17 protein-coding genes are annotated in these 14,763 nt (G+C 29.7%); 13 read left to right on the top strand and 4 right to left on the bottom strand.

From position 1 onward, the window contains the following. Positions 1 to 2: 2 nt before the first annotated feature. Positions 3 to 863, top strand: a complete 861-nt coding sequence (locus AXY43_RS14325; protein ID WP_105411733.1) for a ParB/RepB/Spo0J family partition protein — start codon at positions 3 to 5, stop codon at positions 861 to 863. A gap of 60 nt (positions 864 to 923) precedes the next feature. Continuing rightward, a complete protein-coding gene (locus tag AXY43_RS14320) occupies positions 924 to 1,406 on the top strand; it encodes a DUF4446 family protein (RefSeq protein ID WP_236892086.1) in 483 nt (160 codons plus the stop codon). Positions 1,407 to 2,526: 1,120 nt separating this feature from the next. Here the strand turns inward: AXY43_RS14320 and AXY43_RS14310 are convergent. From AXY43_RS14310 to AXY43_RS14295, 4 genes are all read right to left on the bottom strand, one after another. After that, complete coding sequence (locus AXY43_RS14310; protein WP_023976347.1) at positions 2,527 to 2,763, bottom strand: hypothetical protein; 237 nt, start codon at positions 2,761 to 2,763, stop codon at positions 2,527 to 2,529. Positions 2,764 to 3,127: 364 nt separating this feature from the next. Beyond that, the gene (gene yyaC, locus AXY43_RS14305) at positions 3,128 to 3,724 is read right to left on the bottom strand and encodes a spore protease YyaC (RefSeq protein ID WP_023976348.1); all 597 of its coding nucleotides are present in this window, start codon (positions 3,722 to 3,724) and stop codon (positions 3,128 to 3,130) included. Between the two features lie 166 nt (positions 3,725 to 3,890). Further along, positions 3,891 to 5,042 carry an aminotransferase class V-fold PLP-dependent enzyme gene (locus AXY43_RS14300; RefSeq protein WP_023976349.1) on the bottom strand — a complete coding sequence of 384 codons (1,152 nt, stop codon included), beginning with the start codon at positions 5,040 to 5,042 and terminating at the stop codon, positions 3,891 to 3,893. 15 nt (positions 5,043 to 5,057) lie between these two features. Next, a complete protein-coding gene (locus tag AXY43_RS14295) occupies positions 5,058 to 5,705 on the bottom strand; it encodes a LysE family translocator (RefSeq protein WP_105411732.1) in 648 nt (215 codons plus the stop codon). Positions 5,706 to 5,873: 168 nt separating this feature from the next. Here AXY43_RS14295 and AXY43_RS14290 point away from each other — a divergent pair, with 168 nt between their 5' ends. The 11 genes from AXY43_RS14290 (at position 5,874) to AXY43_RS14240 (ending at position 14,677) form a co-directional block, all read left to right on the top strand. Beyond that, positions 5,874 to 6,116 carry a DUF3343 domain-containing protein gene (locus tag AXY43_RS14290; protein ID WP_023976350.1) on the top strand — a complete coding sequence of 81 codons (243 nt, stop codon included), beginning with the start codon at positions 5,874 to 5,876 and terminating at the stop codon, positions 6,114 to 6,116. Between the two features lie 15 nt (positions 6,117 to 6,131). Beyond that, a complete protein-coding gene (locus AXY43_RS14285) occupies positions 6,132 to 7,055 on the top strand; it encodes a mechanosensitive ion channel family protein (protein ID WP_023976351.1) in 924 nt (307 codons plus the stop codon). Then, positions 7,055 to 7,249, top strand: coding sequence for a DUF951 domain-containing protein (locus AXY43_RS14280; RefSeq protein ID WP_012061236.1), 195 nt, complete (start codon positions 7,055 to 7,057; stop codon positions 7,247 to 7,249). Before AXY43_RS14285 ends, AXY43_RS14280 begins: the two co-directional genes overlap by 1 nt. A gap of 101 nt (positions 7,250 to 7,350) precedes the next feature. Continuing rightward, a complete protein-coding gene (gene rpsF / locus AXY43_RS14275) occupies positions 7,351 to 7,638 on the top strand; it encodes a 30S ribosomal protein S6 (protein ID WP_012061235.1) in 288 nt (95 codons plus the stop codon). A 13-nt stretch (positions 7,639 to 7,651) separates the two neighbouring features. Next, positions 7,652 to 8,101 carry a single-stranded DNA-binding protein gene (locus tag AXY43_RS14270; RefSeq protein ID WP_012061234.1) on the top strand — a complete coding sequence of 150 codons (450 nt, stop codon included), beginning with the start codon at positions 7,652 to 7,654 and terminating at the stop codon, positions 8,099 to 8,101. 24 nt (positions 8,102 to 8,125) lie between these two features. Continuing rightward, positions 8,126 to 8,386, top strand: coding sequence for a 30S ribosomal protein S18 (gene rpsR, locus AXY43_RS14265; RefSeq protein ID WP_012061233.1), 261 nt, complete (start codon positions 8,126 to 8,128; stop codon positions 8,384 to 8,386). A 178-nt stretch (positions 8,387 to 8,564) separates the two neighbouring features. After that, complete coding sequence (locus tag AXY43_RS14260) at positions 8,565 to 8,885, top strand: MazG-like family protein (RefSeq protein WP_012061232.1); 321 nt, start codon at positions 8,565 to 8,567, stop codon at positions 8,883 to 8,885. A 20-nt stretch (positions 8,886 to 8,905) separates the two neighbouring features. Next, entirely contained in the window at positions 8,906 to 10,846 is a 1,941-nt protein-coding gene (locus AXY43_RS14255; protein ID WP_023976352.1) for a DHH family phosphoesterase, read from the top strand. Between the two features lie 3 nt (positions 10,847 to 10,849). Next, positions 10,850 to 11,296 (top strand): 50S ribosomal protein L9, encoded by a 447-nt coding sequence (rplI, locus tag AXY43_RS14250; protein ID WP_017213161.1) that lies wholly within the window; start codon positions 10,850 to 10,852, stop codon positions 11,294 to 11,296. A 12-nt stretch (positions 11,297 to 11,308) separates the two neighbouring features. Continuing rightward, on the top strand, positions 11,309 to 13,204 hold the full coding sequence (gene lonC / locus AXY43_RS14245; RefSeq protein ID WP_023976353.1) for a Lon family ATP-dependent protease: 1,896 nt from the start codon (positions 11,309 to 11,311) through the stop codon (positions 13,202 to 13,204). 135 nt (positions 13,205 to 13,339) lie between these two features. Beyond that, on the top strand, positions 13,340 to 14,677 hold the full coding sequence (locus AXY43_RS14240; protein ID WP_023976354.1) for a replicative DNA helicase: 1,338 nt from the start codon (positions 13,340 to 13,342) through the stop codon (positions 14,675 to 14,677). Positions 14,678 to 14,763 lie beyond the last annotated feature (86 nt).

Raw genomic sequence — 14,763 nt, 5'->3', positions numbered from 1 at the left:
GAATGGCAAAGAAATTCGCCTTAGGAAAAGGATTAGGAGCACTTATACCGGAGGAATCAGATAATACTGCACAAGAAAATAATAGTTTGCTCATTCCTATAAATAAAATTAAAAGTGATGAAGATCAACCAAGAAAATTGTTTGACTCCGAAAAGATAGCTGAATTAGCAGAGTCAATCAAAACCCATGGTGTTATTCAACCTTTAATTTTAAGAGAGCTAAAAGATGATAGATACATTATAGTTGCTGGAGAGCGCAGATGGAGAGCGGCTAAAATGGTTGGATTAAAAGAGGTCCCAGCAATAATAATGGAATTAAGTGATAGAGATATATTAGAAATATCATTGATAGAGAATATTCAACGCCAAGACTTAAATCCAATAGAAGAGGCTTTAGCATATAGAAAATTGTTAAATGATTTTAAAATCACACAAGAAGAATTAAGTAAAAAAATAGGAAAATCAAGGGTTGCTATTGCTAATACAATGAGATTGATGAATCTGGATGAACGTGTTCAACAATATATAATTGAGAGTATCATAACGGAAGGACATGGAAGAGTACTTCTTTCAATAAATGATAAGCAGAAACAGTATGAAATAGCTCAGCAGGTAATTGATGAAAAATTATCTGTTAGAGAATTAGAAAGATTAATAAAAAGAATTAGTGAGGATATTGAAAAGGAAAAAAATAATGAAAACATAGGAGAAGTAAATCCTTATTATAAAGAAATTAAGAATCAGCTTCAGAACTATTTTGGAACAAAGGTAAATATTTTAAACAAGAAAAACAAGGGTAAAATAGAAATTGAATATTATTCAGAGGAAGATCTTCAAAGAATACTCGACATTATTAATATGTAATGTTTCACGTGAAACAATTATGAAAGGAATGACACAAGATTGGATATGCTAATTAGTGCAATGAATGATATAATGCCATATTTATTAATTGGAATGTCAATAATAATTATATTATTATTTATAATGGTAGTGGCCTTATTTAAAGCAGTTGGAAAAGTAGAAAGCAGATACAGAAAATTAATGAAAGGTACTACTAATAATAATTTAGAAGAAATGTTACTGGAAAGATTAGATAGTATTGAAGATGCTAAAGAAAGATCTGATAAGGCTCTAGAAGAATGTAAGAGATTAGAAGTTAAGATGAAGGATTGTGTTCAAAAAGTAGCAATTATGAGATATAAGGCATTCGAGAATGTTGGTAGTGACTTGAGCTTTTCGATAGCTATGCTAGATGATAGAAATGATGGAGTTATTTTAACTGGTATATATGGAAGGCAAGAAAGTACAACTTATGCAAAACCAATTGATAAGGGAATATCAAGATATGACCTTTCCGAGGAAGAGTTATATGTTTTAAATGAAGCAGCTAATAAAGAAAATTAAAATTAGTAGAATTGATTTTAGTTAAGTGGGCACCAATAGATTTTGGTGCTCTATTTTTGTATTTAAGAATGTCACAAGTTGGACTTGTGGTTACGGAAAGCTTTTGACTGTAAGTAAAGAAATAAATCTCTGCTGCAAAATTATAGCATGTTTGCCGACTTGAACTATGAACTACAAGGCGGTGTATCTTTTGTGGACATTGATAATTTAGAGTATAGTGAACGGAATGGTAAATATCATATGGTTTTCATGCCAAGATTTAGAAGAAAAATCATATACAAGAAGATAAAGAATTATATATGAAAACACCTGAATTATTATGCGAAAAAAACACTTGAAATTATAAAAGTGAAAGCATTTCTAGATTATATAATATGTTTGTAAGTACACCACCTAAATTAAGTGTAGTGAAATCTATGGGGTATCTGAAAGGTAGAATTCATTGATGATTTTTTATAGACACACAAAAATGCAAGTATAGAAATGGACAATTTTCTGTAAGGATATTATGTAGATATAATAGGAATGAGCATAAAGATAATAAAAGAGTATATAAAAATAAAATATAGAGAAGATATAGCGTATGAATAAATGAACCTTGAAGGAATATATCAACGCATTTACATAGATAATTAAGATTGATTTCCTTATTGAAAAATAGATATTATCTACAATGGTGCAGTTTTGTTTAAAGAAATTTACAGTTGAATAAAAAAACATATTACAAGCTATTTCTAATGACTAGAAAAATTTTTCTATAGACCTACCCGCTTGAAGTAGCTTTGTAAATATATTATTTTAGACTTTTCTAAATTCTTATTAGCAACTTATATTCAGCATTAATGTGAAGAAAATCAATACAGTATATTTCGCAATAAGTATAATTTACTAACATTATGATTAGATATCTATTAATACTTTTTTTACTTTTTGCTTGATTTCCATCTAGCCCTAAGTAAGTTTTGCAATCTCTAAAAATGGTTCGATCGCCTAACGAACAGCTAATATATAGGCTTTATTTTCAAGCTTGAGAAGTGTTGTAATTAATTTTTGAGTTAATTCTATTTTTATCATATAATCTTTATTATAGATATCAATTGAGTATGGCAGAACTAATCCGTTACACGGTAGTAAAGAAACTATTATTTGAAAGAAATCTAGTAATACTAGTTCTATGTTTCGAAGGAGCAAGCTCTACTATGTCGGAAATTTTAACATTATAACCTTCTGATATCATAGCATTCATTATATTTTCTAAATTCATTAATTGACGCGTATTTAAGTAAAAATTAAAATTTAGTTCTTTTAAAAAATTGTATATTGATAGTTCATCCGATACAATTGTGTTTTGAAGCATTTATGTATGGCTCCTTGTTGGCATTATTGTGTGGTAACTCAATTATAACAAGGATTTGTCATAGATGTTTTTTTACTTTATTTAGTTGTAGAATTATTCAAGCATTTTTACACTAGTATAGTTATAAGTAAGTGATTATAGCTATGTTAAAAACCAGAAAACTATTAAATTATAATATACCACGCATGGCTAGAAAGTTTTTATTATTAAAAGAAAATTAGCAAAGAAAATAAAGATTGTTTCACGTGAAACAATCTTTATTAAAAAATAATACAAAATAGTATTACACTGATGACAACTATATAAGTTTAAAATAAATTAATAATCATAGAAATGAGAATTGTTTTGTTAAAACAATTAAGAATTAAAAGTTACTAAAATTGAATATTTCAGAAGTGCTAGTAGTTCTAGGCCTATCTAAGCTCTTTAAAATAAAATAATAGATACCTCTAGAAATTGAATCTGCGAGATTCATAACAGTATATAATCTAGTATTTTGTAAAACTAAAAAATCAAATCCTCCGGATACATTTACAATACCAGTTATGCTCATATCACCAACAGCAGGAAGGTTCTTATTTAAAGCCAAACCAGGAAGTAGAGGCTTTTTCTGTATGAAAACTTTACCTATATTATTTATAGATCCTAAACAAGAATCGATTGCTATAATATATGGATTTATAAAATTAAAATTTATCTCATTTAATTTACTTACTATATTTTTTGCATGTATTGGATTTTCGAGTGTTCCAAATATATGTATATTATTCTTAGAAAAATGTTTTAATTTATGTCCTACTAATGGGCCTAATGAATCTCCAGTAGATCTATCACTTCCAATACAAATAAATATAATTGGTCTATCTTCATAAAGTATTGGTTGTAATTCAGCCAATAAATAATCTTTGATTTTAGTACAAGAAGCCAGTGAAGATGAGTTTACAGAAAAACTTTGACACATAAGAAAACCTCCTTTTATTAGATTTATTTCCAATAAAAAGAGGTTTTATTCATTGTCTAAAAATAATAAATAGAATACAAATTAAATTAATAATCACATCTAACAAGAAAATAATATAAAAGGTATGTATTAAGGCCGGTGCTAAGAGCACTTGAAATATTTGTTGTTATAGATTTTTTGGAATTTTATTTAGAACCGTAAGCGCATAATTAACTTCTTCCTTAGTTGTAAAATAACTAATGCTTAGTCTGACAGTTCCGGATGGATAACTACCTATGGTCTTGTGTGCTAATGGAGAACAATGCAAACCAGATCTAGTCTTTATTCCTTCACATTCTAAATAATATCCCAATTCAGAAGGATCGAGGGAATTAAGATTTATAGAAATACATGAACTTAGCCTTTTGCCAGATAAATCACCATAAACAGTTATTCCTTTGATGTTTAGCAAACCTTCTAGCATATGTTTTATTAAATAGTTATTATGTTCATAAATTGAATTTAAACCTACTGAGTTTATGTATTTAATAGATTCTGATAATCCAACTATCCCTGGAAGATTATGAGTTCCACATTCAAACTTATCAGGTAGAAAGTCTGGTTGTGATAAAGAATAAGAAAGACTTCCAGTACCGCCATGTATTAGACTTGAACAAGAGTCGTTAAATTTAGAGTCCAATATAAATCCACCAATTCCTTGCGGACCCAATAAACTTTTATGTCCTGTAAAAGCTATCGCATTAGCTTTTATGTTTTTCATATTGATATCTAGAACACCGGCACCCTGAGAAGAATCAACAATGAAAAAAATATTGTTTTCATCACATATTTTACCGATGTTATATAGGTCTTGTACTGAGCCTGTGACATTAGATGCTTGAGTCATTACAACTAGCCTTGTTTTATTAGTAATTTTCTTCTTTAAATCATGGGCATTGATAAAACCTTCAGAATTTGCAGCTACTATATCTAATTCAATTTGAAGATTCTCCTTACAAAAGAATAATGGTCTAATAACAGAATTATGTTCCATTGAAGATGTTATTACATGATCACCATGCCTTAAAATACCTTTGATTAATATGTTTAAAGATGTAGTAACGTTGTTTGTAAAAATAACATTACTAGGGGAATCATAACCAAAAAAATTGCAAATTAATTCTCTTGCATCATAAAGGTATCTATTACTTTGAAGAGAATTACTGTAATTTCCACGGCCTGCATTGCCACCTACATTTAGCATATAGTCACACATGGCATTAATAACTTGCTTTGGTTTAGGAAAAGTTGTTGATGAATTATCTAAGTAAACTTCCATATCAAGTATTCACCTCTAAAAAAATAATTTGTAAGAGCCCCAAATAATAAATATTATACCCAAAGCAAATAGGAAGTAGTCCAATATCTTAGTTGTATTATTGGCCAAATCAGGTTTGAATTTCTTAAAACCTTTACTTACTAAAATATTAAGAAAGCAAAACCAAGTTATACTTCCAATTATCATTGATGAGATTGAGAATATAAAATATATCCTTCCATGATGTCTCCAAACATTGAATATGGTTCCACTTAATGCAATCCATAATGATGGAGTTGTTGGATTGAGAAACGTTATCAAAAAACCAGTTAAAAAACCATTTGATGAACGTCTATAAATTGATTTTTCTAAGTTAAGGCTTGGCTTTTTAGCTGTAAATGATATTTTATTAGATATAATTAAAACAATACCAGATACTATCCAAAATAGACTGTGAAACTTAGGATTTCTGGTAAGTATTGTAAAAAGACCTAGGTTTATAATTACTATATATGTTATATCTGCGGATACAGCACCAAGTGATACTTTAAATCCCTCTTTAAAACCTTTTGATATTGAACGACTAACAGATTCAAGGCCTGAGGGCCCCAAAGGTATAGAGGCAACAAAACCTGTAAAAAAACCAATTAATATAGCTTTTAATATGTTAATTACTGAAAACATTATATTCTCCTTCTAATTGCATTTCTATATAATTATAAAATAAAAAGATATATTTTTCACTAAATTTATGAAGTTTTTATATGAATGTGTTCTTAACCTTTATAAATTTAAAAAAATATATATAATATTAATATAAGTTATAATAAATATTATATAGGTGGTGTAAATATGGATTATTATATAATAGTATTCAAAAATACATATGATGCAATGTCAGCAGAAAAAAAATTAAAAGAATTAGATCTAGAGTTTAGAATAATGCCAACTCCTACATCTATAACTATGAGTTGTGGGATATGTGTGAGAATAGATAAAAAGGCAGATATAGATAACATAATAAATGATGATTTAATGGAATATAAAAATGTATACTATAGAAATGATGAAGGATATATACTAATTAATAAATAGGAAGGGGGATTATGTTTGTATGGTAATTACTTAATAGAGTTAGAGGAAGATTTCCAATTTTTAAAGGAATTGAAATCTAATATTAATAGTACGCTGGTAGATATCATAAGTGTTAAATCAATCGAGCTAATAATAAATAAAGCACTTAAAATAGCAGTAGTAATAATTATAATGTATTTTTCTATAAAAATAGGTAAGCATTTAATAAAAAAGTTCGTTGATAAACAAATTGAAAGTAATGCAGTGATTTCTTTGGATTCTCAAAGGGCAAAAACTCTGGGGGAAGTATTGAAAAGTGTTTTAAAATATTCAGTATATTTTATGGGGATAACAATAATAATATCAATTGTATTTGGTGGTATGTCATTTACGTTTGCGAGTATAGGTGGAATTGCAGTTGGCCTTGGTGCGCAAAGTCTAATAAAAGATCTAATTAATGGATTTTTTATTTTATTTGAAAATCAATTTGGAGTAGGAGATCATGTAACAATAGGAAGTTTTAACGGAATTGTCAAAAGTATAGGAATTAGAGCCACCGTGATTAAAGATTTTACAGGGGATATACATTCAATTCCAAACGGGTCAATAGGTGGAGTTACAAATCATTCGAGGAATGATATTAGGTTCACGGTAGACATAGATATATCTCCACAGGAAGATATTAAAAAAGTTATTAACGTTATAAGAGCTGCTTGTGACGAGTTTAAGAGCAAAAACGAAGAATATATAGGTGAATCCATAGAAATAACTGGAGTCATAGCTCTTGAAGTATCGAAGGTTACAATAAGAGTAGTAGGGAATGCAAAGCCATTAATGCAGTGGAAAATGGAAAGAGAGCTTAGAATGTCAATAAAGTTAGCTTTGGATAAAAATAGAATAAATGTATCATTGGATGAGAAACAACTAGATAATGAAAATATAGAGAAGGATGGGGAGTAATGGTAGAAAACTTTAATCTCGGAGATGTGGTTGAAATGAAGAAGCAACATCCATGCGGTTCAAATCAATTTGAAATAATAAGGGTAGGTGCAGATATAAAAATAAAATGTACTGGCTGTGGTAGAATTGTAATGATTCCCAGAGTGAAATTTAAAAAGGAAGCAAAAAAAATAGTAATTGCTGCAGAAAGTTAGCAAAAAAACTTGATTCATTCTTTTATTAATGGTATAATCATTAATTGTAATCCCTGCTATGCAAAGCATAGCCGTTAGTCCGAGGGGAGGAGGTGAAATTAATGAGAAAGTACGAAACTATATTTATATTAAACCCATCATTCGATGAAGAAACTGTAAAAGCTAACATCGAAAAGTTTAAGGGTGTTATAGAAAATGGTGGAGGAACAGTAGAAAATGTTGATTTCTGGGGTAAGAGAAAGCTTGCTTATGAAATCTCAAAAGTTAGTGAAGGTTTTTATACTTTAGTTAACTTTACTGCTAACCCTGAATTACCAAGAGAGTTAGATAGAATATTCAGAATCACTGATGGTGTTATAAGACATATCATTGTTAATGAACAAGTATAAGGTGGCGTTGTAAATGAATAAAGTAGTTCTAATCGGAAGATTAACAAAAGATCCAGAACTAAGATTTACTCCAGGAAGTGGAGCAGCAGTAACAACCTTAACATTAGCAGTTGATAAATATAATACAAAAACTGGCCAAAGAGAAGCAGATTTTGTTCCTGTAGTAGTATGGGGCAAACAAGCTGAAAGTACTGCTAATTACATGAGTAAAGGTAGCCAAGTGGCTATTAGTGGTAGAATCCAAACCAGAAGTTATGATGCGAAAGACGGAACTAAGAGATATGTTACCGAAGTTGTAGCAGATCAATTTGGTGGAGTTGAATTCCTAGGAAGTAAAGGAAGTAATTCATCAGGAAATAGTTTTGGTAATAGCAATGAATATTCAGCACCAGCGAATGATGCATTCAGTGGTGGATTTGAAGAGGATATAACTCCGGTAGATGACGGAGATATGCCTTTCTAAAATTTTAAGTAAGGAGGGAATATAATGAGCAGAGAAGAAGGTAACAACGGTAGAAGACCTGGCGGTAAAATGAGAAGATCTAGAAAAAAAGTTTGTGCTTTTTGTGTAGATAAAGCTGAATTTATCGACTATAAAGATATAAATAAGCTTAGAAAATATGTTACAGAAAGAGGAAAGATTCTTCCAAGAAGAATTTCTGGAACTTGTGCTAAGCACCAAAGAGAATTAACATCTTCAATTAAGAGAGCAAGAAACATAGCATTATTACCATTTACAACAGAATAATGGTAGTAGTAATATTCCCCCTGAGAAATCAGGGGGTTTTTAATATAAAAAAATATTATTATTAAATCAATCTCTTAACCTTTGTGGAAAAATATAGCAAATTATCTATAAATTCTTGCAATACTCACAAAAAAAATTTAAAATAATAATACAAGGGTTTTGAGAGAGGTGATAGACTATGAGAAAAGATAATTTTAATATTATGACTAACATTAAAATTATAGAAGATTTAAAAGCACAACTTCTTTGTATAATAGGAGAGTTTTTCAGACTATTGACAAAAGGTAACAATGTAGCCCGTGATTCTATTTTAGATTGTATTTCAGGAGCTATAATTATACTATATATTCTAGGTGATAAGTTAGGATATTCATTGGTAGATATAGACCATAATATAAAATCAAAATTAGATTTAGGGGTAAGAGCAGAGGATCAAGTTGAAAAAGAAGGTAAAAGCTTAAGTAAGTTGAAGCATTATATTAGTAACAGAAGAGATTAAATATTCTTAGGAGGCTTTTTATGAATTGGATAACTATGCTTAAACGTTTGCTTAAGCCTGGATTACTAATTACAATTTTAATACTATTATTTGCATATAATTATACAGGCATAGGTATAATTATCCTAGTAATCTATTTTATAGATAATTTCCACCAATTAAATTATTACTTGGAAAAGGAAAGTGATTTTAACCAATTTATAAAAAGTATAAATAAAGGTATATCAGAGAATGCATTAAAGTCAATATATCCATTAGTATTGATAAAAGAAGATGGAGAAATAGTTTGGTATAATAATTTATTTAACACTTTAAAATCAGATGAAGAAAATACTGAAAAGAATATTTTAAGTATAGCCAGAGGCATAAATCTAGATGATTTTTTAAAGAATGAAAATAATTTGCATCAAAGATTGAGCATACAAAATAAATTATATGATGTATACGCTACTTTAATTGAAACTAAAAATAAAAAAAATCTATACTTATTATCTTTTAATGACATTACGAAGCTAATAGATTATGAAACCACTCAAGAGAGTGTAATGTTAATAGAAGTAGATAATTTTACAGAAGTAATAGATAAAACCGATGATAACAACAGACCGCTTTTAGTAGCTGAAATAGAGAGAACAATAAACACATATGCCAATAACTTAAAAGCAATGATTAAAAGATATGATACCAATAAATATGTATTATCAATTCAAGATAAGTATATTGAAGATGAAATAAAACACAAGTTCAATATAATGGAAGTAATATCAAAAATAGATAAAGGGAATTCAATTGAAATTACTTTATCTATTGGTATTGGCAGAGGTGGAATGTCTCCACTTGAAAATCATAACAATGCTAATATAGCTAAAGAGTTAGCGTTAGGCAGAGGTGGAGATCAAGTTGTTGTTAAAACTAATGATGACATAAAGTTTTTTGGTGGAAATTCAAAGGAAATAGAAAAAAGAACTAAAGTAAAAGCAAGAGTTATAGCTAGAGCTTTGAGTGAACTAATTAGAGAGAGTAGTAAGGTTTATATAATAGGACACAAGAATCCTGATATGGATTGCTTTGGATCTGCAGTCGGATTGGCTAGCGTGGTTAAGCAATTGGGGATCGGGTGTAAAATTATATTAAATAATGACATTACTGCAATTGGATATTTCTTAAATAAATTAAACAAGGAATCTAAATATGATGATTTATTTATATCAGTAGAAGAGGCAAAAAGTGATTTAGATGCCCAAACACTAGTAATTATTGTGGATGTTCATAATAAGAGTTATGTTGCTGATTTATCGCTAGTAGATAAAGTTCAAAGAAAAGTAATAATAGATCACCATAGAAGAAGTCCTGATATGATAGAGCATGATATACTTAATTATATAGAAGTATATGCCTCATCTACATCAGAGATGGTAACAGAAATTATTCAGTATATGGTTGATAAGCCTAAATTAACAAGAACAGAAGCAGAAGGTTTGCTTGCAGGTATTTTTATGGATACAAAAGGGTTTTCTTTTAAAACTGGTGTCAGAACTTTTGATGCTGCATCGTTTTTAAAATCCTTGGGAGCAGATCCTATAGAAATTAAAAAGATGTTTACTGATGACCTAGAAGATTATTTACTTATTGCTGAGACTATAAAATCTGCTGAAGTAAGAGATAATACAGCTATTGCTATAACCCCTAAAAATATTGATACAGTAATTATAGCAAAGGCAGCAGATGAATTGCTAAATATATCCGGAATATCTGTAAGCTTTGTTTTGGGGGAAGTAAATAACGATATATATATAAGTGGAAGGTCAGTTGGCGATATTAATGTTCAAGTAGTGCTAGAAGCACTTGGCGGAGGAGGACATATGAATATTGCTGGAGTAAAAATATCAAATAAGACAATTGAGGAAGTAATTGTTGAATTAAAAGAAGTAATGAAAAAATACTTAAGGATAGGTGAATAAGTTATGAAAGTTATTTTATTACAAGATGTTAAAAAGATAGGTAAAAAGGGTGATATCATTGAGGCTTCAGATGGGTATGCAAGAAACTTTTTATTTCCAAGGAAATTAGCACAAGAAGCTAGTGATGCAAATATGCACATTTTGAATAATAAAAAAGAAAATGAGCGAAAACAAAAGTTAGCAGAACTTGAGGCAGCACAAAAATTAGCTGAAGAATTAAAAGGAAAAGAAATAAAAATTAAAGCTAAGACAGGAGAAAGTGGAAAGTTATTTGGTGCAATTACTAGTAAAGATGTTGCAGAATTAATTAAAGAACAGTATAAGATTGAAATAGATAAAAAGAAAATTGTTATGGATACAATAAAATTAGCAGGCGGATATGAAATTGATATTAAACTATATCCAGAAGTTAGCACTAAAATGAAGGTGATTATTGTTCCACAAGAATAAGGAGGATTAAATTTGAATTCATATGATGACGCAAGCTTATTGCAGGATATTATTTCAGGAACCTTATCATTAGAATCACAAATCGAGGCTTTATTTTCTATAACTAAGAATGTACTCGACAAAGGAGCTTTTAGGGCTAGAACAGTTAGGTTTAAACTAGATAAATTCATTCAATCATCAAATCTCTGCGATAAAGTTTTCGCACTAAATACTATATTAGCAGAGGGAAAAGATTTAAAGGTTACACCTAAGGAAGAAGAATTGCAAAAAGCCATAAATAGAACAGTTAGGTTAATTTCAAATGAACTAGCAAAAAGATATGTTCAAAATAAAATCGAATCTCAAGTTGAACAATCTATTATGGAAAAGCAGGAAAAGTATATAGATGAAGTTAGACTTTCAGTTATAAACAAGCAAAAGGGTTCTGAAAATAAAAAGACTATCAGCAAATTGAATAATTTAATAGAATTAGATAGTAGAATTACTAGTAAAAATATTATGAGCTTTTTAAGACCAACGGATTTTAATCAAGTAGTTGGGCAAGAAAGAGCTATAAGATCATTAATATCAAAGCTTTCATCACCATATCCACAACATATAATATTATATGGACCTCCGGGAGTTGGAAAAACTACAGCAGCGAGATTAGCTTTAGATGAGGTTAAAAAACTTTCATTTACTCCTTTTGATGACAAATCTAAATTCGTTGAAGTTGATGGTACTACATTAAGATGGGATCCTAGAGAAATAACAAACCCATTGCTAGGATCGGTACACGATCCAATATATCAAGGAAGTAAAAGGGATCTGGCTGAGGTTGGGATACCAGAACCTAAACCAGGTTTAGTTACACAAGCACATGGAGGTATACTATTTATAGATGAGATTGGAGAATTGGACTCTATGCTTCAAAACAAGCTGTTGAAGGTTTTAGAAGATAAAAGAGTAGAATTTTCATCATCATACTATGATCCGGATGATGAAACAATACCTAAATATATAAAATATCTTTTTGATAATGGAGCTCCAGCAGACTTTGTTTTAATTGGCGCTACAACTAAAAGTCCAAGTGAAATTAATCCGGCTTTAAGGTCTAGATGTACAGAAGTGTATTTTGAACCTCTTTCTTCAAAGGATGTTGTATTTATAGTAGAAGATGCAGCTAAGAAATTAAAGGTAAACTTAGAAGATGGGGTTGCTAAAAAAATAAGTAATTATACATTTGAGGGTAGAAAAGCTGTAAATATTCTGACAGACACATATGGATATGCGTTACACCGATCTAAAAAATTTGTTGATAACTTAGAAATAAAATTATCAGATTTAGATGAGGTAATATCAGTTGGAAGATATACACCATATGAAAGACTAAGCAATGTAGACAAAAGCGAAGTTGGGCATGTGTATGGATTAGGCGTTAGTGGTTTTTTAGGATCTACAATTGAAATTGAAGCTACAGTTTTTGCTGCAAAGAAAAAGGGTTCAGGTATAGTAAGATTTAATGATACAGCTGGAAGTATGGCTAAGGATTCCGTATTTAATGCTGCTTCAGTAATCCGAAGCTTAACCGATAAAGACATTAAAGATTATGATATTCATGTTAATATAGTTGGTGGAGGAAAAATAGATGGACCTTCAGCAGGTGCAGCTATCACCATTTGCATAATAAGTTCGTTGTTAAACAAACCTATAAGACAAGATATGGCTATTACAGGAGAGATATCACTCAAAGGAAATGTCAAACCAGTTGGAGGAATATTTGAAAAAATATATGGAGCTAGAAGAATGGGAATAAAAACTGTTTTAATTCCAAGTGATAATAAAAATGAAATTCCTCTAAATACTGATGACATACATATTAGAACTGTAGGATCTATAAAAGAGATTATGGACATTGCCCTTATTTAATTTAATGAAATAGGTCTCCTTAATATGAAGGAGACTTTTTTTTGCAACTAAGAAATGATAGAATTAGAATGATGATATACAAAAGATAAAGGGAAAATTAATTGTCAATTGATAATTAGATAGGAGGAATAAAACTTGGATGCATCAGTTATGAGGAGTTTGCCTCAAAGCATAGAAGCGGAACAATCAGTTATAGGATCTATGATCATCGATAAGAATGCTATTGCCAAAGTTCTAGAGAGTTTAGAAGAAGCGGATTTTTATAGAGATGGTCATAAGGTAATATATAAAGCTATACAAGAAATGTTTAGAAGTGATATAGCAGTAGATTTATTAACACTATTAGAATATTTGAAGAGTTCTGATATGCTTGAGAGAGCTGGAGGGGTAACCTATATAACAGAAATAAGCTCTTCTGTACCAACTACTGCAAACTTAAGCGCATATATAAAAATTGTTTCTGATAAATCTACGTTGAGAAAACTTATTAAGTCATCAACTGCAATAATAGAAGAAAGTTATAATAATCAAAGTAATGTGGAAGATGTCGTGGATAGTGCTGAAAAGAAAATATTTAATATAGCTGAAAAAAGAACATCAAAGGATTTCGAACCTTTAAGCGATGTATTAGAAAGAGGATTTGCACAAATAGAGAAATTGTTCAACAATAAGGGAACAATTACTGGTGTAGGATCTGGCTTTACTGATCTAGATGCAAAAACATCCGGATTTCAAAGTGGAGATATGATATTAATAGCAGCTAGACCTTCAATGGGTAAAACAACATTTGCACTAAATATTGTAGAACACGCAGCTCTTAGAGAAAATAAAAGTGTTGTAGTCTTTTCTCTGGAAATGTCTAAAGAGCAATTGGCATATAAACTTCTTTGTTCAGAAGCAAACGTAGATATGTTAAGCCTTAGAACTGGAACTTTAGAAGATAAGGATTGGGAAAATATAGCTATGGCTGCAGGTCCACTTTCAAAGGCAAAAATTTATATAGATGATACTGCTGGCGTAACTGTTATGGAAATGAGATCAAAATGTAGAAGACTTAAAATGGAGTATGGAATAGATCTAATCGTCATAGACTATTTGCAGCTTATGTCTGGAGGAGCAGGTAGTGATAATAGACAACAAGAAGTATCTGAAATTTCGAGATCGATTAAAGCATTAGCTAAAGAAATGGAATGTCCAGTAATAGCTTTGTCTCAGCTGTCACGTGCGCCTGAGCAAAGAGCAGATCATAGGCCGATGTTATCTGACTTAAGAGAATCAGGATCTATAGAGCAAGATGCCGATATTGTTATGTTTTTATATAGAGATGAATATTACAATAAAGAAACTGAAGATAAAAATATCGGTGAATGTATAATGGCTAAGCAGAGAAATGGACCAGTTGGAACTGTTAAACTCGCGTGGCTTGGTCAGTATAGTAAATTCGGTAATTTAGATTTAATTCATAAGGAATAAAATTTAAATAATTAGTAATACTAAATAAAAAAGATATAAGAAATTTATATAAATATAAAATTTCTTATATCTTTAAATGATGTGAA

The organism is Clostridium sp. MF28, from assembly GCF_002969175.1.
Taxonomy (GTDB): Bacteria; Bacillota; Clostridia; order Clostridiales; family Clostridiaceae; genus Clostridium; species Clostridium beijerinckii.
Note: the sequence above shows the minus strand (reverse complement) of the source record. Positions and strands in the feature narration are given on the sequence as shown.

Coding starts and splice junctions, on each gene's coding strand:
- yyaC (WP_023976348.1), bottom strand. CDS start 3,724: ATGTGTCAAAGTTTTTCTGTAAACTCATCTTCACTGGCTTCTTGTACT.
- rpsF (WP_012061235.1), top strand. CDS start 7,351: ATGAGAAAGTACGAAACTATATTTATATTAAACCCATCATTCGATGAA.
- AXY43_RS14260 (WP_012061232.1), top strand. CDS start 8,565: ATGAGAAAAGATAATTTTAATATTATGACTAACATTAAAATTATAGAA.
- rpsR (WP_012061233.1), top strand. CDS start 8,126: ATGAGCAGAGAAGAAGGTAACAACGGTAGAAGACCTGGCGGTAAAATG.
- AXY43_RS14300 (WP_023976349.1), bottom strand. CDS start 5,042: ATGGAAGTTTACTTAGATAATTCATCAACAACTTTTCCTAAACCAAAG.
- AXY43_RS14325 (WP_105411733.1), top strand. CDS start 3: ATGGCAAAGAAATTCGCCTTAGGAAAAGGATTAGGAGCACTTATACCG.
- AXY43_RS14295 (WP_105411732.1), bottom strand. CDS start 5,705: ATGTTTTCAGTAATTAACATATTAAAAGCTATATTAATTGGTTTTTTT.
- AXY43_RS14290 (WP_023976350.1), top strand. CDS start 5,874: ATGGATTATTATATAATAGTATTCAAAAATACATATGATGCAATGTCA.
- AXY43_RS14280 (WP_012061236.1), top strand. CDS start 7,055: ATGGTAGAAAACTTTAATCTCGGAGATGTGGTTGAAATGAAGAAGCAA.
- AXY43_RS14270 (WP_012061234.1), top strand. CDS start 7,652: ATGAATAAAGTAGTTCTAATCGGAAGATTAACAAAAGATCCAGAACTA.
- rplI (WP_017213161.1), top strand. CDS start 10,850: ATGAAAGTTATTTTATTACAAGATGTTAAAAAGATAGGTAAAAAGGGT.
- AXY43_RS14310 (WP_023976347.1), bottom strand. CDS start 2,763: ATGCTTCAAAACACAATTGTATCGGATGAACTATCAATATACAATTTT.
- AXY43_RS14320 (WP_236892086.1), top strand. CDS start 924: ATGAATGATATAATGCCATATTTATTAATTGGAATGTCAATAATAATT.
- AXY43_RS14255 (WP_023976352.1), top strand. CDS start 8,906: ATGAATTGGATAACTATGCTTAAACGTTTGCTTAAGCCTGGATTACTA.